Raw genomic sequence first — 19,088 nt, 5'->3', positions numbered from 1 at the left:
CGGGATGCTGAGACAGCGGTTAACCTCGTGAGCATGGTTGAGCTGGTCTCGCGCCGACACATCGACTACGCCCGTGTGAGCAGCATGCTCTGTCGCGGCATGCGCTGCATGTTCTGATCAACCGACGCTCTTCTCCCGCACTGCGTCTGCCATACCGGCGCGCTGCCAACCATTCCACCCTTCCCACCGACCGATCCTGGCTGGGGTCAGCCGTTTCCAGTGCCTGTTTCCCGTTGTGGCACTGCGTCCTGACAGGAGCATCATGACTGCTGAAGACACCACGCCTGAATCCACCGCGGCCGACAAGTGGTCGTTCGAAACCAAGCAGATCCACGCCGGAGCGGCCCCCGATCCGGCCACCAACGCACGGGCCACCCCCATCTACCAGACCACGTCGTACGTCTTCCGGGACACGCAGCACGGGGCCGACCTGTTCTCGCTCGCAGAGCCGGGCAACATCTACACGCGGATCATGAACCCCACCCAGGACGTGCTGGAAAAGCGGGTCGCGGCTCTGGAAGGCGGGGTCGCCGCGGTCGCGTTCGCGTCCGGGTCAGCTGCCATCACCGCTGCCGTCCTCAACCTGGCGGGTGCGGGTGACCACATCGTGTCCAGCCCGTCCCTGTACGGCGGCACCTACAACCTGTTCCGCTACACCCTGCCCAAGCTCGGCATCGAGGTCACCTTCATCAAAGACCAGGACGACCTCGACGAGTGGCGTGCCGCGGCCCGCGACAACACCAAGCTGTTCTTCGCGGAAACCCTGCCCAACCCGGCGAACAACGTGCTCGACGTGCGCGCGGTGGCGGACGTCGCCCACGAGGTCGGTGTGCCGCTCATGGTCGACAACACCGTGCCCACCCCCTACCTGCAGCGGCCCATCGACCACGGCGCGGACATCGTGGTGCACTCGGCCACCAAGTTCCTCGGCGGCCACGGCACCACGATCGCGGGCATCGTGGTGGACGCCGGCACCTTCGACTTCGGCGCCCACGGCGACCGGTTCCCCGGCTTCGTCGAACCCGACCCCAGCTACCATGGCCTGAAGTACTGGGAGGCGCTGGGACCGGGTGCCTACGCTGCCAAGCTGCGGGTGCAACTGCTCCGCGACACGGGCGCGGCCATCTCGCCGTTCAACAGCTTCCTGATCCTCCAGGGGATCGAAACGCTGTCGCTGCGCATGGAACGGCACGTCGCCAACGCCCAGGCGCTCGCCGAGTGGCTGGAATCCCGCGACGAGGTGGCGAAGGTCTACTACCCGGGCCTGCCTTCCAGCCCCTACTACGAGGCTGCAAAGAAGTACCTGCCCAAGGGGGCGGGTGCGATCGTCTCCTTTGAGCTGCACGGCGGTATCGAGGCCGGACGCGCCTTCGTGGACGGCACCGAACTGTTCAGCCAGCTCGTCAACATCGGTGACGTGCGCAGCCTCATCGTCCACCCGGCCAGCACCACGCACAGCCAGCTCACCCCCGAAGAGCAGCTCGCCAGCGGGGTCACTCCCGGCCTCGTGCGGCTGTCCGTGGGCTTGGAACACGTTGACGACCTTCGCGCAGACTTGGAGGCCGGGCTGCGCGCAGCCAAGGCATACCAGTGAGTCACGACACCACCCCTCCCCTTCCCGCGACCGGCGCGTGGCGGGAAGGGGACCCTCCGGGCGACCGGCGCTGGGTCGAACTGTCCGAACCTCTGCCGCTGGAGACCGGGGGTGAACTTCCCGGGGTCCGCCTGGCCTACGAGACGTGGGGCAGTCTCAACGAGGACCGCTCCAACGCGGTCCTCGTGCTGCACGCCCTCACCGGCGACAGCCACGTCGTAGGCCCGGAAGGCCCCGGGCACCCCAGCCCAGGCTGGTGGGAAGGCATCATCGGCCCCGGGCTGGCACTCGACACCGACCGGTACTTCGTGGTCGCCCCCAACGTGCTGGGCGGCTGCCAAGGCAGCACCGGGCCGTCGTCGACCGCGCCCGACGGCAGGCCGTGGGGGTCCCGGTTCCCGAGGATCACCATCCGCGACACGGTGCGCGCCGAGTTCGCCCTGCTGCGCGAATTCGGCATCCACTCGTGGGCCGCGGTCCTCGGCGGGTCCATGGGCGGGATGCGTGCCCTCGAATGGGCGGCCACCTACCCGGAGCGGGTGCGTCGCCTCCTGCTGCTGGCCAGCCCTGCGGCCAGCTCCGCACAGCAGATCGCCTGGGCCGCCCCCCAGTTGCACGCCATCCGGTCTGATCCGTACTGGCACGGTGGCGACTACTACGACCGTCCCGGTCCGGGACCGGTCACCGGCATGGGGATCGCCCGCCGTATCGCGCACATCACCTACCGGGGTGCCACCGAGTTCGACGAACGGTTCGGCCGCAACCCCCAAGACGGGGAAGACCCGATGGCCGGGGGCCGGTTCGCTGTCGAGTCGTACCTGGACCACCACGCGGTCAAACTCGCCCGCCGGTTCGACGCGGGCAGCTACGTCGTGCTCACCCAAGCCATGAACACCCACGACGTGGGTCGGGGCCGCGGCGGGGTGGCGCAGGCGCTGCGCCGGGTCACCGCCCGCACCATGGTGGCCGGGGTGAGCAGCGACTTCCTGTACCCCCTCGCCCAGCAGCAGGAGCTCGCCGACGGTATTCCCGGGGCCGACGAAGTCCGCGTCATCGAATCAGCCTCGGGCCACGACGGGTTCCTCACCGAGATCGACCAAGTGTCGGTCCTCATCAAAGAACTGCTGGCGCAGTAAGCGGCTCGGCCGTGCCGCCGTACCCGGACCACAAGCAGACGGGGAAAGGCGGCACGGTCACCCTGGGGCCTGGGACGGCCGGACCACCTTGTGGATCGTGTCCGCGGCCAGCAGCGCAGGCACCACGCACACCACCCCCGGCCAGACGAAGCCGGGCGGCACCGTGCTCCCCAGCCATCCGGCCAGCGGGGGTGCGGTGAAGAACAGCCACAGCAGGAGAAGCTGTGCGCCGAGCTCGCGGGGCAGCGGGTCGCTGCGCCACGGCACCGCATCAAACGGCCGGGTCTCACTGCGGCACGCCAAAGCAGCCGCGACCTGACCCAGCACGATGGTGGCGAACGCCGCCCCGGAAGCCTGGGCGAGCAGCAGCGGCGCAGGCGACTGCCCCCACTGCCAGCCGTTGACCCACAGCACCACGCCAAACGTGAACAGTGCCGTGACCGCCTCCACCGGGCCCAGCACGCCGCCCACCCGGACAGCGAGCCGCCGGTCCACCAAGAACTCCCCGTCCGGCGGCGGATCACGCAGGGCACGCCACCCGCGCGGCCCCACCCCCAACGCCAGAGCGGGAAGCAGGTCCACGCCCACCCCGATCGCGAGCACCTGGCCGAGCGTCAACGCGGGCGGCACCGCGCCCCCGGTCACCGCCCAGACCAGGAAAGGGGTAGCCATCGCCACCACCCCCGTCAACCGGTAGGTGAGGGCCCGGCGCAGCGTGACGCGGATCGCGCGGCCCGCACCCAGCGCGGCCGCCACCGTGGCGATGCCGCTGTCGAGCAGCACAAGGTCGGCGGAGTCCCGCGCCGTGTCCGCCCCCGCATACCCCGGGGCTATGCCCACGTCGGCGCGGCGCAGCGCCGCATCGTCGGCGGCCCCGCCCGCCGTGGTCGCCACCGTGTACCCGCGGTGCTGGAGAGCGACTGTCACCCGCCGCCGGTCCTCGGGCGTGACCCGGCTGACGACAGCCCCGTCGCTGTCCAACAGCTCCCCGATCTCCCGCAGGTCGTCAGGAAGCTCCGCGCCGTGGAGGACCGGGGCGCCCGGCCTAGCCAGCCCGGTGGCGCGGGCCACGGCCAGCGCGGTGCGCGGATCCTCCCCGGTCACCAGCGCCAGCCGGATGCCTAACCTGCGGCAGCGGGTCACCGCGGTGCGCGCGTCCGACCGCGGCGGGTCCGCCAACCCGATCAGCCCCAGCAGGGTGAGGTCGCGTTCCGCGTCCTCGGCCTGCTCCGGCGGGGCGGCAAGGTCGCGGCGCGCGACCGCCAGCACGCGCAGCCCGCGGTCCGCCATCGCAGCGGAAGCGTCCGCGGCGCCCGCCACAGCCCGGCAGCGCGGCAGCACCGCGTCGGGAGCGCCTTTGACGTGCACGGATCCTTTCGCGAACGCGGAAGCCCGCCTGCGGTGGGGGTCGAAAGGATAGCGGCGCTCCACCGCGGCGAGCGAAACATCCACCCCGGCCCGGGCAGCCAGCACGTGACAGGCCGCTTCAACCGGATCCCCCACGGGCCGCCACTGGCCGTCAGTGAAGAAGTAGCCGTCACTGGAGCACAAGGCCGCGCTCAACGCCAGGTCGTGGGCGGCAGCCACCGCGGCCGCGTCCCCCACCAGCGCGCCCTCCGGGGCATAACCGGTACCGGTGACCTGCACGGTGCCTTCCGGAGTCCACACTTCCACGGCCACAGGCTCGCCCCGGGTGAGGACCCCGGCCGCGGGAATGCACAGGAACGTGACCGTGCCCAACTGCTGCACAGCCGCGGAATGCCGGACGAGGGCGTGCGCGTCAGCCATCCGCTGCGCCGCCCACGCCAGACACAAGTGGACGATGGACCGCAGTCCTAGCGGTACCAGCGCCACTGCCAGGCCGACCGCGGGCAGAAACCCTTCCGCGGGCGGAACTCCCACCAGCAGGGTGAGCAGGAACACGACGAGAGCGGTCCCGGTGGCGGCTGCCGCGGCGGCCGCCGTCAGGTCGCGCAGGTTCTCCACCAGCGGCCCGGACGGGCGGCGGGCGTGCCGCAGCAGCGGAGAGTCCTGGCCGAGCCGCGTCCACATGCCGGTGGTGACCACTACCCCTTCGGCTTCCCCCGCGGCCACGTGCGTGCCGGCGAACACGGTGGTGCCTTCGTCGCAGCGCAGCATTTCCCGCATCCCGGTCACCCCGACCTCCACCACTACGAAGTCGTGGACTTCCGTAAGGCGGATGTCCGCGGGCACCCGGTCGCCGGCGCGCAGCAGCACCACATCGTTGACGACGAGCTCGTCAGCGTTGACTCGGGCCTGCCGTCCGTCACGGATGACGCGCACGGCGGCGGGCGCGCGGCGGCGAAGCCGCTGCCCGATCCGGTCGGACCAGTAGTCCAACACGAAACCGACCAGGCCGCTCACCACGATCACGGTGACCACAGCCCAGGCCGCTTCCGGCAGGCCGCCGATGAAGGCGAGCGCCGCGGCAGCCCACAGCAGCAGCGCGAAAGAGTGGGTGAACGAGCTCGCCAACAGCAGGAAAGGCAGGGTGCGCTGCGGCGGAGGCACGAGGTTGCGGCCGTCGTGGCCGAGCCGCCGGGCAGCGTCGGGGCCGGTGAGGCCGCTGCGGACGGGAACCGGCCGCCCTTGCAGGGGGTCAGCCTGCGGCTCGCGTGTCATCACCATCGCGGTGCCTGCCCGCCGGGCCGCCGAGTCGGGGACCGTGTCCCAGCAGTGTCATCCCAGACCTCCCTGCCGACCACACTCCAGGGTGCTGCCCGCGGTGGGCCGCGGGAGGGTCCTACTACCCGGATCAACGGCAGCTATCCGGTTTTCTCCGCCCGTGCCGGGCAGGAAAAGCGTCGGACGCGCCGGTGCACCGGCAAGGAGAAGGGGGTGCGCACCTGCTGCCGCGGGAACCGCTCAGCCCACCCGCGGCAGGCCCAGGCCAGCGGACACCGCCCTGCCGGGGCCGCTGGCCTGGGAGAAGATCACTCGTTGTCGCGGTGGATGGTCACCGACTCCAAGACCACGTCCTCGGTGGGACGGTCGTTGGCATCCGTCGGCACTTGGGAGATCGCCACGGCCACTTCGAGGCTCTCCTCGTCAGCGACCTCGCCGAAAATGGTGTGCATGCCGTCCAGCCACGGGGTCGGCACCGTGGTGATGAAGAACTGGGACCCGTTCGTGTTCGGGCCCGAGTTGGCCATGGCGAGCTTGCCGGGCTCGTCGAAGATCAGATCAGGGTGGATCTCGTCGTCGAAGGTGTAGCCGGGGCCGCCGCGGCCGGTGCCTTCCGGGTCGCCGCCTTGGATCATGAAGTCCTTGATGACCCGGTGGAAGATCGTGCCGTCGTAGAACCGGTCGTCCCCGGTCGTCGGGTTCGTGGCTTTGTCGCCCTCCGCCAGTCCCACAAAGTTCGCGACAGTCTCTGGGGCTTTGTCCGGGAACAGCACCACTTCGATGTCGCCGAGGCTGGTGTGCAGGGTCGCCCCCGTCACATCGGAAGCCGAATCCGTGCCAGAGTCAGAGTCGGACTGGCAGGCCGTGGCGGTTGCCAGCAGCACGCTGCTCAACACCAGTGCGGTCACGGTCGGGGTGAAACGCTTCATCGCGGCTGTGTCTCCGGGTGGGTAGGGTGGCTTGGAGGCACAGCGTAGCGGTACCGATGCACCGTGTGTGAACAAGGGCATCACAGGTACACATCGGACACCACGGGCCGACCCGGACCAGGCCGGTGTGCGGCCGTGCGCGGGGCACGTCCAGGCCCGGGCTGGCCCGCGCAGCCGCAGCAGGTCACCCTCCGTTCATCCGGATCACGGCGATAACCGCGGCGACCACGATGAGCGCCACCAGGACCGCGAATGCGATCTTGACCGCGCTGTATGGGCGGTCGCCTTGGACTTCCCCCGTGCAGCCGTTGATCAGCACCTGCCAGCTTTTGCCGTTGTACAGGTAGGAGCCGCTCCACACGGGGAGCAGTACCAGCTTGCCCGCCACGTTCGAATACTGGGTGTTCACCCAGTCGAGGCGCTGCTCGTCGCCGCCGATATCCCGCCGGCAGTCCTGCTCGATGACCTTGCGCATCTTGCCTTTCGCGATCTCCAGGCCCTGCTCGGGTTCCACGCTGTAGCGGACCGTGTGGTGGCCGGCCAGGAACTCTGCGGCATACGGGCGGGCCTGGGCGAGCGGCCACGGATCCAACGCGTCGAGGCGTTTCACCGGGACGCGGTCGGTGGCCACGACCAGCACGTCGTCGAATCTGCGGGACACGGTTCCCGACGCCGGATACCAGGCGGTGCGCCGTTCCCGGCGGCGGCGGCCTTCGCTGTCGGTCACCGTCACGTAGTAGTACTCGCCGCGCCGCCCCCGGTAGGCGGTGACCGTGTCCGCGTCGAACGTCCAATGCGGCAGGTAGGTGCTCTTCATCGTCTCCGCGTCCGCCACTTTTTTCAGCCCGTTGGGGGCGAACCAGCGGCTCTGCGTCCACTTGCGGAGCGCTTCCCGCGCCTGGGAGCGGTCCACCGTGAAAGGCACCACTGCTTCGGGGACGATCTGCGGATCCTCACTGGTGTCCACGACGAGCGGCGCGGAACAGAACTGGCAGTGGGAGGAGAGCGCATCGGACAGGGTGTGCGCCCCGCACCGGGAGCAGACGAGATGGTGGGGCGCCAGTTCAGCCGCGCGTTTGCGGGGCATGGCCACCAACTGCTCAAACGGGTACTCCTGCACGGGACGGGCCGGGGCGGTGATCTGCTGGGAGAAACCGCAGTAGGGGCAGACCAGGGTGAGCGTGCCGGGTGCGAACTCCAGGTGGGCGCCACACCCCGAGCAGGGCTGCGAGATCGGGGATGGCGAAGCAGGCGGCATAGGGGGCGGTGGTTGGGACATGGGAGAGCCTCACGGCAGTCAAACAGCGAAACAGCGAAGGTGAGGACGGGGCAGGGCCTCACCAGGGTGAAGTCCAGGCACGCCGCGCTACTGGGGCGGCAGCGGGGGAGGACCCTGCGGGGTGAAGAACGGGGCGAGTTCCGGAACCTGGCGGGCCGGGGTCCACTGCGCCATCCCGTTCTTCCACACGAGTGTGTCCGGGGTGAGGGTCCCGTTCGCGACGTGGCTGTGCAGGGCGGCCGTGGGGAACGGGCCTTGCTGCTGGCCGTTGACGGCGAGATACCACTGCTCCTGCGGCAGCGGGGGAGGCCCGGCCGGGGCCGCGGACTGCTGGGCGCCCGGCTGGAATGCGGCAGCCATCTGCTGGCCCATCGCCATTCCCATACCGATGCCCATGCCGCTGCCCATGGCGCCGTCCGGATTGTCCGCGGCGCGCTCCATCGCGGTAGCGGCCTGGAACTTGGTGTACTGATCGAGGTTGCCCACGATCCCCATCTGGGCGCGCTTGTCGAGCGCGGCCTCCACCTCGGGCGGCAGGGAAATGTTCTCGATGATGAACCGGGGGATGGCCACCCCGATCGACGCGAATTCCGCGCTGAGCGCCTGGGCGAGCCGGTCTCCGAGCGCCTGCTGGTTCGCCGCCATGTCGAGCACCGACATCCCGGAGTTGGCGAGCGCAGGGGCGAGGTGGCTGACGATCCGCTGCCGCAAGTGTTCCGCGACTTCCTCGGTACGGAACTGCGGGTCGGTGCCCACCAGTTCCTGGAGGAGCAGCGGGGGGTCGACGACGCGGAGCGCGAACCCGCCGAACGCGCGCAGCCGCACCATGCCGAACTCGGGGTCGCGGACGATGATCGGGTTCTGGGTGCCCCACTTCAAGTCAGTGAACTGCCGCGTATTGAAGAAGTACACCTCGGCTTTGAACGGCGAGTTGAAGCCGTACTTCCACCCTTGGAGCGTGCTGAGCACGGGCAGGTTCTGCGTGGTGAGGGTGTAGGTGCCAGGGGCGAACACGTCCGCGATCCGCCCCTCGTTGACGAAGACAGCGAGCTGTCCTTCCCGGACGATGAGCTTGGCGCCCATCTTGATTTCGTTGTCGTGGCGGGGGAAACGCCAGGCGATCGTGTCGCGGCTGTCATCGAGCCACTCGATGATGTCGATGAACTCGCCGCGGATCATGTCGAACAGGCCCACGCTGCGTCCTTCCACGTAGAGGGCTCAATCCGGCTGGTCCGGCAACGGTACCAACCAGGGTTTTCACCGTTCTTAGGCGCTGTCAACGCGATAACGGTGCCATTGCGTTCCGTGACCGGACCCTGGCAGCGCGGGGTAGCGCAGCGGTGGGAAGGTACATATCGGCAGAAAGACGCAGGCGCCGCGGTGGACCGCGGTGGACGGCGCGCAGGTTGCGTCCGCATCGAGTGCGGACGCAACAGGAGAGGAACGAGTGGTGCGGCGAAAAACGGTGGTGACCGTTCTGCGGCGGATTCTCCTCGGTGTGCTCACCGCCCAACTGGCGGTGGCTGCCGTGCTTGTCGCCATCGACACCTGGCGCAAACGGGTCCGCCCGTACCGCGCAGTGTTCCCCCGCACCAACCCCCTCACCGTGTCGGTGGGCGAGACCGAGGTCACTATCTACACCTACGGGGAGGACCTCTACCGGGACATGCTGGCGGCGATCCGGTCCGCGCAGCACCGCATCCTGTTCGAGTCCTACATCCTCAAAGGGGACCGGGTCGGCGCCGAGTTCAAACAGGCGCTTATCGACGCGGCCGCACGGGGCGTGGAGGTTTTCGTCATCTACGACGGGTTCGCCAACCTGGTGGTGCCCCGGCGGTTCTTCGATTTCCCGCCGACGGTGAACGTCATCCGCTATCCCGCGTTCCGTCCCGGGGTGCTCCTGCTCGACGTGCGCAAGTCGGGGCGCGACCACCGCAAGATCCTCACCGTGGACAGCCGGGTGGGTTTCATCGGCGGATACAACGTGGGGGAGCTGTACGCCACCGAGTGGCGGGACACCCACCTGCGCCTGGTCGGCCCGGCCGTGTGGGAGTTGGAGAACGCCTTCTCCGATTTTTGGAACGCCAACCGGAAGGACAGCCAGCCGCAGTTGGCGGACGTCGGCACCGACCATTGGAATCCGCGGATCCGCGCCCACCGCAACGTGCCGGAGGTGCTCATCTACCCGGTGCGGGCCATGTACTTGGAGGCCATCGACCGGGCCAAGGAGCGGATTCTCATCACCCAGGCGTATTTCATCCCCGACCGGGAGATCCTGGGGGCGCTCATTGCCGCGGCCCGCCGCGGGGTGGAAGTGAACATCCTGGTGCCGGAACGCTCCAACCACGTCATCGCGGACTGGCTGTCGCGCGGCTGTTATACCCCGCTGCTGAAAGGCGGGGTCCGGTTGTGGCTGTACCGGGATGCCATGATGCACGCCAAGACCGCCACGATCGACGGCCGGTGGAGCACGGTCGGTACCGCGAACGTCGACCGGTTGAGTCTCACCGGCAACTACGAGATCAACGTGGAGATCATCGACGACAAGGTTGCAGCCGGTTTGGAGCAGGTGTTCGCCAACGACCTCACCAACGCGCGTCTGCTCACCTTGGAGGAGTGGCAGCGGCGCCCGCTGCTCGCCAAGGCCGCCGAGGCGCTCCTGGCGCCGTGGCGGCCTCTCCTCTAGTCCGCAACTCGCCCGTGTGCCAGGCACGGCATGGTTCCAGAACCCGCCTCACCAGGGAGATCTGCTAGCGTGTGACCAAAAGTACTAAAACGGTCATAAGGTCACGGGGATGGGAACGGAACGCGCAACACGCATCCTGGACGCGGCAGCTGAACTGATCGCCCGCTACGGCTACGCCAAAACCAGCGTCAGCGACATCGCGCAGCGGGCAGGAATCGCGAAAGGCGCCATATACCAGGAGTTCCCCAGCAAAGAAGCGGTCGTTGCCGCGCTCGTGGAACGCCAAGTCCACCAGTTGACCGCAACCGTCGCCCGCGCCGTGCGCGACGACCCTGACGGGGCGCGGCTTTCCGTGATCTACCGGCACGCGCTCCGCGCCCTCGCCGCGGACCCGCTGATGCGCGCGTTCTACACCGCCGACAGCCAGATCCTCGGCGACATCGTGCGGCGGCGCGGCCCCGAACGCTACGGCCCCCGCCAGCGCCTGGTCGTGGACTTCGTCTCCCGGATGCAAGACGCCGGACTCATCCGAACCGACCTGGACGCGGCCGCAGTCGCCCACGTGCTCGGCATCATCTCCCTCGGCCTCATCACCATCGAATCGACGGTCGGCTCCGCTGTCTCCCCGCCCCTCGAGAAAACCCTGGACGCGCTCAGCACCCTCCTCGCGGAAGGGTTCGAAGCCGGACCGGACGCCGACCGCGCCGCCGGGCAGCGCGCCTTCGACACCTTCCTCGCCGACCTGGCCGCCACCGCACGTCCGGGCACCCCGCAGTGACCGCCGAGCGGGAAAGGAGGACACCCGTGCCCTTCGACGCCGCCACCGCCCACACCCTCCACACCGACCACGGCCCCCTCCACTACTACCGGGCCGGCACCTCCGGGCCCGCCGTGGTGCTGCTCCACGGGGCCATGCTCGACACCGCCCCGCTCACCTGGGGGCGCACCCTCGCCGCGCTCCGCGACACCTGCCGGCTGTTCGCCCCCGACCTGCCCCGCCACGGCGGCAGCCGACCCTGGCATGGGCCCACCGACCAGGAAGGACTGGAAGCAGTCCTCGCCACCCTGCTCGACCACTGGGAGCTGCCGCGCGCCACCGTGGTCGGCCTCTCCCTGGGTGGGGCCATCGCCGCGGGTTTCGCCGCCCGCCACCCGGAGCGGGTCGACCGGCTCGTACTCATCGCCCCCGGCGGGATGGAAGGCCGCCGGGTCGCCCAAGGCACCACCTACCTGTTGCTGCGCGCCCCGCTCCTGCTGCGGCTCACCACGGCACTGTTCGCCCGCGCACCGAGGCTGCTCCGCGCCACCCTGGCCGCGTCCCTAGTCGACGGCGCCCGCAATCCAGACTTCGCGGAGATCACCGCGCTCGCTGAGGCGGAGGCTCGGGCCACACACGCGGCGGGGGAACTCATCCTGGACGACTGGCAGATCCACTCCTACGGGTGGCGGCGCATGCGCACCGACTTGCGCCCGCTGCTGCCCGGCATCACCGCCCCCACCCTGGTGGTGCGAGGCGACAAGGACACCCTGGTCTCCCTCGCCACCGTGCAAGAAGTCGCCCAGCGTATTCCTCGGGCGGAACTCGTGCAGGTCGCTGAGGCCGGGCACCTGCTGCCCCGCGACCGTCCCGACGAGTTCCACGCCCTTCTCCGCGGCTTCCTCCAGAAGGGCCACGCGCACACCTAGCAGGCTCACAGGTCGATGACGACCTTCACCTCGTCCCCGGTGCTGTCGTGGAACGCCTCTGTGGCGCGCGCCAACGGCAGGCGCCGCGTGATCATCCGGGCCAGCCAGGAGAGGTCCGCCCACGACAGGGCGCGCGCAGCCAGCTCGTAGTGGTGCAGGTTGGCGTTGACCGAGCCGAAGAACGCGTGGTTGCCGAGCACGATCGTGCGGTTGAGCGCCCCCGCGTCCACCGGGATCGATGCCCCCTCGGACGACAGTCCAACCAGGCAGACGATGCCGAAAACTGCGGTGGTGGTGAGCGCGTCCACGACGAGCCGGGGCACCCCTGTGGTTTCGATGAGCACATCCGGTTTGACCGTGGCAGCAACAGCCGCGAGATCACCGGTGTGGTAGGCCGCGTCCAGCCCGGCCACCAGCTCCGGCTTCACCCCGTGCGCCACCTGGTCGAAGACGTGCACGTCAAGGCCGCGCTGCATGCCCAGCAGGGCGGCCAGCAGGCCGATAGGTCCGGCACCGGTGACCAGCAGGCGCTGCGGGACGAACCACGAACGCTCCCCGATCTGCTCGATCTGCTCCCACGCTTTCGCGACCACCGAGGCGGGCTCCAGCAGGACGCCGACCTCCTCCAGGGACGGGTCGAGCCGGACCGCGTACTCGGCTTCCACCGTCCATTGTTCCGATCCGTAGCCGTGCCGTTTCTTGATGCCGCGCTCGGTGAACTGGCCGTTGCGGCACGAGTCGAAGTAGCCGTGGGCGCACGCCCCGCAGGGGACCGGGTCCGGGCGGCGGACCACGCCGACCACCAGGTCTCCGGGGGTGAAACCGCTGTCCGGCGGGGCTTCCCGCACACGTCCCAGCGACTCGTGCCCCAGCACGAGGCGGTCCGTGCCAGCGGGGGCTGAGCCGTAGACGCCGTGGACGATCTCGTGGTCGGTGCCGCAGATCCCCAGCGCGATCCCGTCGACGAGTAGTTCCCCCGCACCAGCGACCGGATCGGCGAGGTCCCGGACCTCCAGCGATCCGGGCTGGGTGGGCACCACAGTCAAAGCACGCATGCGTCTTCCTCACTGGATGTTGCGCTGCTGGTGGTCCCTGCGTTCGGCTTCTCTGCGTTCCGCTTCCTCTTCCTGCCGGTCTTCTTCCCGGGAGACGAATTCAGCGAGCCGGGCGCGCCACTTCTGCACCCTTTCCTGCACGGGGACTTGCGGCCGCCACGACACCCACGGCAGCCACGGCACCGCGGTGTGCCGGGTGACCCGGGGCCGGTCGATGTCTTCTTCGAGCACGCCGCGGACTTCCTGCGGGTCGATACCGGCGAACAGCATGATGTCGGTGGCGACGAGCATCACGGCCAGGTGGGTGGAGACGGTCAGCGGGTCGTCGTCGGTGGGGCGGCCACCGAACGGGCGCGCAGCTTCCAACGCCCGGTCGACCGCGCGCTGGCGGGTGGCTTGATTGTTGAGGTCCTTGGCGAGCATGTCGAGGGCTTCCGCGATCTCCCGCACCATGGGGGCGAAGCGCTGCCGTTCCTCGGTGCTCATCGCCGCCGTGGTGCGCGCCAAGGTCAGGCAGCTTTCCCCCAGGTAGATGAGCCGGTCGACGTGCTCGTCTTCGCGGGTGATCGGTTCCAGGTCGCCTAATCGGATGCTGGAGCTGCGCACGGTGCGCCGACTGCTCTCCCGGGTCTGGGTGAGGTTGGCGATCGGCTGGCTCAGCCCGCCGAGTCGATCGACGGTCTCTTCAGTGGAGGAGTCGTCGTCGCGGGCTAACGCGCGTCCGGTGTCGTCGAGCATCCGCGCCATTTCCGCGAGCGCGTTGGCTTCTGCGCGGCGCAGGATGGCGACCACCCGCACGGGGAACAGGAGTTGGCTGATGATGAGCGCGACTCCTGCGCCGATCAGCGCGTCGGCGAGCCGGTGCAGGCTCGCTTCTTCAGCGAACGTCACGATCAGCATGGCGCTGACCGCGGCTTGGCCGATGACCAGGCGGGCGAAGTTGACGACGATGGCGAGCGCCATGGCTAGGCCGATGGCAAAGGCTAGTGCCCGGTAGCCGGTGCCGAGCAGGGCGATGGTCAGTTCGCCGACCAGGATGCCGATGACGACGCCGAGCAGGAGGCGGACGGCGTTGGCGCCCCGTTCGCTGGCGGAGGCGTTGAGCGCGATGACTGCGGCGATGGGGGCGAAGAACGGCATGCGGGTGGCGGTGAGGTTTTTGGCGAGCAGCCACGCCACAGTTCCCGCGACCACGGCGTGCACGATCGGCCAGAAGTTTTCGGTCAGGCGGTCCCGGACAGCGGGGAGTTCGGACGTCAGCCACCGCTGTCCGGCGTGCATCAGGGCATTGACGAGCCGCCGCATGCCGCCGTCACCCCGGTGTGGCTGGGGAGCGGCCGCCGTAGAGGTGTGTGGGAACGGTCATGCGCCTTTCGGTACCCGGAACTTCGCGAGGAATGTACTTATTTGCGGTTTTTTCGGACGGGGTGGACGGAATCCGGGAGGGCGCGCGATCGGAGCAGCCGTCTGCGGTGGCCGCAACAGGCCAACTCTGGGTCATGCGGAGTTGTTCTTCTGGTCAAGGGAACGCCTTAGCGCAGGGGCGGCGTTCTGCAGCGGACGGGCGAGCACAGAGGGGCAGCGGGATGGCGGGCAGTGTGGTACGCAATGGACTCTCCCTGGCCGTGGGGGTGTGGGGTGCGGCGGAGCTGGTCCCAGGGGTGTCGCTGGGAGAACGTCCCCTGGTGGCGACGGCGGTCTTCACGGCGGTGGTCGGGATCTTCGTGCTGGTCCCCATCGGCGTGATCCGCGCCTATATCCGGGCCCGAGCGTTGCGGGAGACTGCCGCGCCGGGGATGTGGGCGGGCACAAGGGACGCCTTCACCATGGTGCTGCCCGCTACGGGTTCGCCTGCGGACCTGGTCACTACGGCGGTTGCCCAGGCTGAACTCCGTGCCCAGCAGGAGAATGCGCTCCGCGTAGCCCTGTCAAGAGAGCTCTTCGAGCTGGCGCGCTGGCGGTACGCGATCTTCACGGCGGTCCTCGTCGTGCCGGTGCTCGCGGTCGGCTTTCCCGTCAGCCTGTGGCTAGGGGGATGGCTGTCCGAGGCGTGGGCGGGGGCCCGCCTGGGCACCGGTCTGGGGACCCCCGTACTGGCTGTCGCGGTCGGATACCTCGTCTACCGGCTGTGCAGTGACGTGCTGTCCCGGGTGGCCTCGTTCTCCTGGAAGCCGCTCGGCCACCTGCTGTTGAGCCGGGCTTTCTTCCTGGGCGGGCTTGGCGCCGCGGTGGCCCTGCTGGACGGGGTGGAGATGGAGTTCTCCTCGGTGGGGCAGGGGGTGCTGGCGCTTGCCGTGATCGCCCACACCTCGATGACGTTCCGGCTGAAGGGGGAGCGCGGGCTGCAGGCGATCGCCGCACAGATGCTCTTCACGCTCGGGTGGCTTGGGGTTTGGGCCGGCTGTGGGGGCTGGCTGGCGGCTGCTGTGCGGTTCGCTGACGGGGTGTCATTCCTGGCCGCGTGCCTGATGGTGCTGGTAGCAATGGTGCCGGTGCACCTGCTCCGCAGTGGTGAGCGGTCGTCGCTCCCGCCGTGGAACCCCTGGGATTCGTGGCGGTAGAGGGGGTGCTGCGCCTCTCCAGGGGCAGCGCAGGAGAGCGTGTCCCGGGGAAAAAGCGAGTCGCTTGAGACGGAAAAAGTTGGATGACCTACTATTTAGTTGGTAGTCCTACTAATTCGCTTCTCGCTCCGGGAGGTCCCAGATGAGCGACAAGGCCACGCCAGGGGCACTACACCGTCCGACCCACCCCGTGCGGTTCGTCACCGCGTCCAGCCTGTTCGACGGGCACGACGCGGCGATCAACATCATGCGCCGCATCCTGCAATCGCAGGGAGCCGAAGTCATCCACCTGGGACACAACCGGTCGGTGCGTGAGGTCGTAGACGCCGCCCTCGAAGAAGACGTCCAAGGAATCGCGGTCAGCTCCTACCAGGGCGGACACGTCGAATACTTCAAATACCTGGTCGAACTGCTCCGAGAACAGCACGCCGACCACATCAAGGTGTACGGCGGTGGGGGAGGCGTCATCGTCCCCCAGGAGATCGCCCGGCTCCGCGAATCCGGGGTGACCATCTTCTCCCCCGAAGACGGCCAGCGCTTCGGCCTCGCCGGGATGATCAACACCCTCATCCGCGAATGCGACTACGACCTGTGGGAGCACCGCCGGGCCGACCTGGAAGCCGTCGTCGCCGGAGACCGGCTCGCCCTCGCCCGCGCCATCACCGGAGCGGAACTCGGCCGCCTCACCGACGAAGAGCGGTCCTGGCTGCGCTCAGCTGCCTCCGCCCCGCCGGTCCTCGGCATCACCGGCACAGGCGGCTCCGGGAAGTCCTCCCTCACCGACGAGCTGGTGCGCCGCTTCCGCTTCGACCAGCAGAACAAACTGCGGATTGCGGTGATCGCGATCGACCCCACGCGCCGCCGCGGCGGCGGGGCGCTGCTCGGCGACCGCATCCGCATGAACTCCATCGACAGCGACCACATCTTCTACCGCTCCCTGGCCACCCGAGGCAGCCGCGAGCTCCCCGAACACATCGACGACATCCTCACCGTCGTCAAAGCCGCCGGATTCGACCTGATCATCGTGGAAACCCCGGGCATCGGGCAGGGCGACGCGGCGATCGTGCCGTACTCGGACGTGTCCCTGTACGTGATGACCCCCGAGTTCGGCGCCGCCTCCCAGCTCGAAAAAATCGACATGCTCGACTTCGCCGACGTGGTGGCGATCAACAAGTTCGAGCGGCGCGGCGCCCACGACGCCCTGCGCGACGTGCGCCGCCAGTTGATCCGCAACCGGGAAGCGTTCGGCATCAAACCCGAAGACATGCCGGTGTTCGGCACCTCCGCCGCCACCTTCAACGACGACGGGGTCACCGCGCTCTACCAGCACCTGCGCGACCTTCTCGCCGAGCGGGGCCTGCCCGTCAGCGAAGGCGTCCTCCCCCGCGTCGACGTCCGCCACTCCACCGGCATCACCCAGGTGGTGCCGCCCCACCGGGTCCGCTACCTCTCCGAAATCGCCGACACCGTCCGCGCCTACCACGCGGAGACCCGGCGGCTTGTCTCCGCGGTCCGCCGAGTCCAACGGCTCGAAGAAACCGCCCGCGACCTCGCCGCGGCGGGACACGACACCAGCGCCGTCGACGAACTGCTCGCCAAAGCCCGCAAAGAAGTCCCCGAGGACGTCGCCGAGCAGCTCGTGAACTGGCCGAACGTGGTGGCCTCCTACTCCGGTGACGAGCAGGTCATCAAAGTACGCGACCGCGAGATCCGCACCCGGCTCCACCGCGAGTCCCTGGCAGGCACGAAGATCCCCCGCGTCGCCCTGCCCCGCTACACCGACCACGGGGAACTCGTGTCCTTCCTGCGGCGGGAGAACCTTCCCGGCTTCTTCCCCTTCACCGCGGGCGTCTTCCCGTTCAAACGGGACGACGAAGAACCCGCCCGCATGTTCGCGGGGGAAGGCGACCCGTTCCGCACCAACCGGCGCTTCAAACTCCTGTCCGAAGGCCAGCCCGCGACCCGGCTCTCCACCGCGTTCGACTCCGTCACCCTGTACGGCCGCGACCCGGATCCCCGACCCGACATCTACGGCAAGATCGGCACCTCCGGAGTCTCCGTGGCCACGCTCGACGACATGAAGGAGCTGTACGCCGGGTTCGACCTGGCCGCGCCCACCACGTCGGTGTCGATGACCATCAACGGGCCGGCCCCCACCGTGCTGGCGTTCTTCCTCAACACGGTCATCGACCAGCAGCTCGACGCGTTCCGGGACAAGCACGGCCGGGACCCCGACGAGCAGGAAGCCGCGGAGATCCGTGCCAACGCGCTGCGGTCGGTGCGCGGCACAGTGCAGGCCGACATCCTCAAAGAGGACCAGGGACAGAACACGTGCCTGTTCTCCACCGAATTCTCGCTGCGGATGATGGCCGACATCCAGGAATGGTTCATCGCCAACCAGGTCCGCAACTTCTACTCGGTGTCCATCTCCGGCTACCACATCGCCGAAGCCGGGGCGAACCCGATCACCCAGCTCGCGTTCACCCTCGCCAACGGCTTCACCTACGTGGAGGCCTACCTGGCGCGGGGCATGCACATCGACGACTTCGCGCCCAACCTGTCGTTCTTCTTCTCCAACGGCATGGACCCCGAGTACTCGGTACTGGGGCGGGTGGCGCGCCGCATCTGGGCGATCGCGATGCGCGACAAGTACGGCGCCAATGAGCGCTCGCAGAAGCTCAAATACCACGTGCAGACGTCGGGGCGGTCCCTGCACGCCCAGGAGATGCAGTTCAACGACATCCGCACCACGCTGCAGGCGCTCATCGCGATCTACGACAACGCCAACAGCCTGCACACCAACGCCTACGACGAGGCCATCACCACCCCCACCGAGGAGTCGGTGCGCCGGGCGCTGGCGATCCAGCTCATCATCAACCGGGAATGGGGCCTGGCGATGAACGAGAACCCGCTCCAAGGCTCCTTCATCATCGACGAGCTGACCGACCTGGTGGAGGAGGCGGTCCTCGCCGAATTCGACCGGATCACCGAACGCGGCGGGGTGCTCGGCGCTATGGAGACCGGCTACCAGCGCGGCCGCATCCAAGACGAGTCGATGCTGTACGAGCAGCGCAAACACGACGGATCGCTGCCCATCATCGGCGTCAACACCTTCCGCAACCCCAACGGGGACGACGGCGCGGCCCAAGAGATCACCCTGGCCCGTGCCACCGAGGAGGAGAAGCAGTCGCAACTGCGCCGGGTCCGGGAATTCCGGGAAAAGCACCGGGAGGAGGCTGAGCGGGAACTCGAACGCCTTCGGCAGGCGGTCATCAACAACGAGAACGTGTTCGCGGTGCTGATGGACGCGGCACGGGTATGCACCCTGCAGCAGATCACCGACGTGTTCTTCGAAGTGGGAGGCCAATACCGGAGAAACGTGTAACCGGTTGCCAGTCCTTGACTGGAATGGCTGGGTTCGGAGCCTGCCAGCCCGCACGGCTGGCAGGCTCGTCCAGTGTGCGGGCTTGGACTTTCCCGGTCCGCAAGGCGAGAGAACGGGCGGCGCACGACGAC

Annotated in this window: 13 protein-coding genes; 7 read left to right on the top strand and 6 right to left on the bottom strand. The window is 68.8% G+C overall.

Annotated features, from left to right (window positions below; translation table 11 throughout):
• Window positions 1-262: 262 nt before the first annotated feature.
• Complete coding sequence (locus CW348_RS08715; protein WP_011293246.1) at window positions 263-1,594, top strand: bifunctional o-acetylhomoserine/o-acetylserine sulfhydrylase; 1,332 nt, start codon at window positions 263-265, stop codon at window positions 1,592-1,594.
• Window positions 1,591-2,730: a homoserine O-acetyltransferase gene (locus tag CW348_RS08710; RefSeq protein WP_016189325.1), complete on the top strand. Its 1,140-nt coding sequence runs from the start codon at window positions 1,591-1,593 to the stop codon at window positions 2,728-2,730. Before CW348_RS08715 ends, CW348_RS08710 begins: the two co-directional genes overlap by 4 nt.
• Window positions 2,731-2,787: 57 nt before the next feature.
• Here CW348_RS08710 and CW348_RS08705 read toward each other — a convergent pair whose 3' ends face one another.
• The 4 genes from CW348_RS08705 to CW348_RS08690 all read right to left on the bottom strand — a co-directional run bounded on the left by CW348_RS08705 (window position 2,788) and on the right by CW348_RS08690 (window position 8,778).
• Window positions 2,788-5,373, bottom strand: a complete 2,586-nt coding sequence (locus CW348_RS08705) for an HAD-IC family P-type ATPase (RefSeq protein WP_258076886.1) — start codon at window positions 5,371-5,373, stop codon at window positions 2,788-2,790.
• Window positions 5,374-5,684: 311 nt separating this feature from the next.
• Window positions 5,685-6,305 (bottom strand): peptidylprolyl isomerase, encoded by a 621-nt coding sequence (locus tag CW348_RS08700; RefSeq protein ID WP_011293243.1) that lies wholly within the window; start codon window positions 6,303-6,305, stop codon window positions 5,685-5,687.
• Between the two features lie 184 nt (window positions 6,306-6,489).
• Entirely contained in the window at window positions 6,490-7,584 is a 1,095-nt protein-coding gene (locus CW348_RS08695; RefSeq protein ID WP_173668101.1) for a hypothetical protein, read from the bottom strand.
• A gap of 87 nt (window positions 7,585-7,671) precedes the next feature.
• Window positions 7,672-8,778: an SPFH domain-containing protein gene (locus tag CW348_RS08690; RefSeq protein ID WP_016189323.1), complete on the bottom strand. Its 1,107-nt coding sequence runs from the start codon at window positions 8,776-8,778 to the stop codon at window positions 7,672-7,674.
• A 253-nt stretch (window positions 8,779-9,031) separates the two neighbouring features.
• On the opposite strand from CW348_RS08690, the gene CW348_RS08685 reads away from it, so the two are divergent.
• The 3 genes from CW348_RS08685 (at window position 9,032) to CW348_RS08675 (ending at window position 11,956) form a co-directional block, all read left to right on the top strand.
• A complete protein-coding gene (locus CW348_RS08685) occupies window positions 9,032-10,270 on the top strand; it encodes a phosphatidylserine/phosphatidylglycerophosphate/cardiolipin synthase family protein (protein WP_287463419.1) in 1,239 nt (412 codons plus the stop codon).
• A gap of 109 nt (window positions 10,271-10,379) precedes the next feature.
• Complete coding sequence (locus CW348_RS08680) at window positions 10,380-11,048, top strand: TetR/AcrR family transcriptional regulator (RefSeq protein WP_061783816.1); 669 nt, start codon at window positions 10,380-10,382, stop codon at window positions 11,046-11,048.
• Between the two features lie 26 nt (window positions 11,049-11,074).
• The gene (locus tag CW348_RS08675; protein WP_016189321.1) at window positions 11,075-11,956 is read left to right on the top strand and encodes an alpha/beta fold hydrolase; all 882 of its coding nucleotides are present in this window, start codon (window positions 11,075-11,077) and stop codon (window positions 11,954-11,956) included.
• Between the two features lie 5 nt (window positions 11,957-11,961).
• On the opposite strand, the gene CW348_RS08670 is transcribed toward CW348_RS08675, so the two are convergent.
• Entirely contained in the window at window positions 11,962-13,011 is a 1,050-nt protein-coding gene (locus CW348_RS08670) for a glucose 1-dehydrogenase (protein WP_016189320.1), read from the bottom strand.
• A gap of 9 nt (window positions 13,012-13,020) precedes the next feature.
• On the bottom strand, window positions 13,021-14,316 hold the full coding sequence (locus CW348_RS08665) for an aromatic acid exporter family protein (RefSeq protein ID WP_011293236.1): 1,296 nt from the start codon (window positions 14,314-14,316) through the stop codon (window positions 13,021-13,023).
• Window positions 14,317-14,597: 281 nt separating this feature from the next.
• Here CW348_RS08665 and CW348_RS08660 point away from each other — a divergent pair, with 281 nt between their 5' ends.
• Window positions 14,598-15,572, top strand: a complete 975-nt coding sequence (locus CW348_RS08660) for a hypothetical protein (protein ID WP_016189318.1) — start codon at window positions 14,598-14,600, stop codon at window positions 15,570-15,572.
• 142 nt (window positions 15,573-15,714) lie between these two features.
• Window positions 15,715-18,957, top strand: a complete 3,243-nt coding sequence (gene icmF, locus CW348_RS08655) for a fused isobutyryl-CoA mutase/GTPase IcmF (protein WP_104612917.1) — start codon at window positions 15,715-15,717, stop codon at window positions 18,955-18,957.
• Window positions 18,958-19,088 lie beyond the last annotated feature (131 nt).

The sequence above is a fragment of the Thermobifida sp. genome (assembly GCF_017577275.1).
Classification (GTDB): Bacteria; Actinomycetota; Actinomycetes; order Streptosporangiales; family Streptosporangiaceae; genus Thermobifida; species Thermobifida fusca.
The sequence above is the reverse complement of the archived record's forward strand: the minus strand, read 5'-3'. Positions and strand labels throughout refer to the sequence as shown.

What these genes read in the sequence shown, in the direction of transcription:
- CW348_RS08670 (WP_016189320.1), bottom strand. Translation starts at nt 13,011, where the DNA reads ATGCGTGCTTTGACTGTGGTGCCCACCCAGCCCGGATCGCTGGAGGTC.
- CW348_RS08665 (WP_011293236.1), bottom strand. Translation starts at nt 14,316, where the DNA reads ATGCGGCGGCTCGTCAATGCCCTGATGCACGCCGGACAGCGGTGGCTG.
- CW348_RS08660 (WP_016189318.1), top strand. Translation starts at nt 14,598, where the DNA reads ATGGCGGGCAGTGTGGTACGCAATGGACTCTCCCTGGCCGTGGGGGTG.
- CW348_RS08705 (WP_258076886.1), bottom strand. Translation starts at nt 5,373, where the DNA reads ATGACACGCGAGCCGCAGGCTGACCCCCTGCAAGGGCGGCCGGTTCCC.
- CW348_RS08695 (WP_173668101.1), bottom strand. Translation starts at nt 7,584, where the DNA reads ATGTCCCAACCACCGCCCCCTATGCCGCCTGCTTCGCCATCCCCGATC.
- CW348_RS08700 (WP_011293243.1), bottom strand. Translation starts at nt 6,305, where the DNA reads ATGAAGCGTTTCACCCCGACCGTGACCGCACTGGTGTTGAGCAGCGTG.
- CW348_RS08715 (WP_011293246.1), top strand. Translation starts at nt 263, where the DNA reads ATGACTGCTGAAGACACCACGCCTGAATCCACCGCGGCCGACAAGTGG.
- CW348_RS08680 (WP_061783816.1), top strand. Translation starts at nt 10,380, where the DNA reads ATGGGAACGGAACGCGCAACACGCATCCTGGACGCGGCAGCTGAACTG.
- icmF (WP_104612917.1), top strand. Translation starts at nt 15,715, where the DNA reads ATGAGCGACAAGGCCACGCCAGGGGCACTACACCGTCCGACCCACCCC.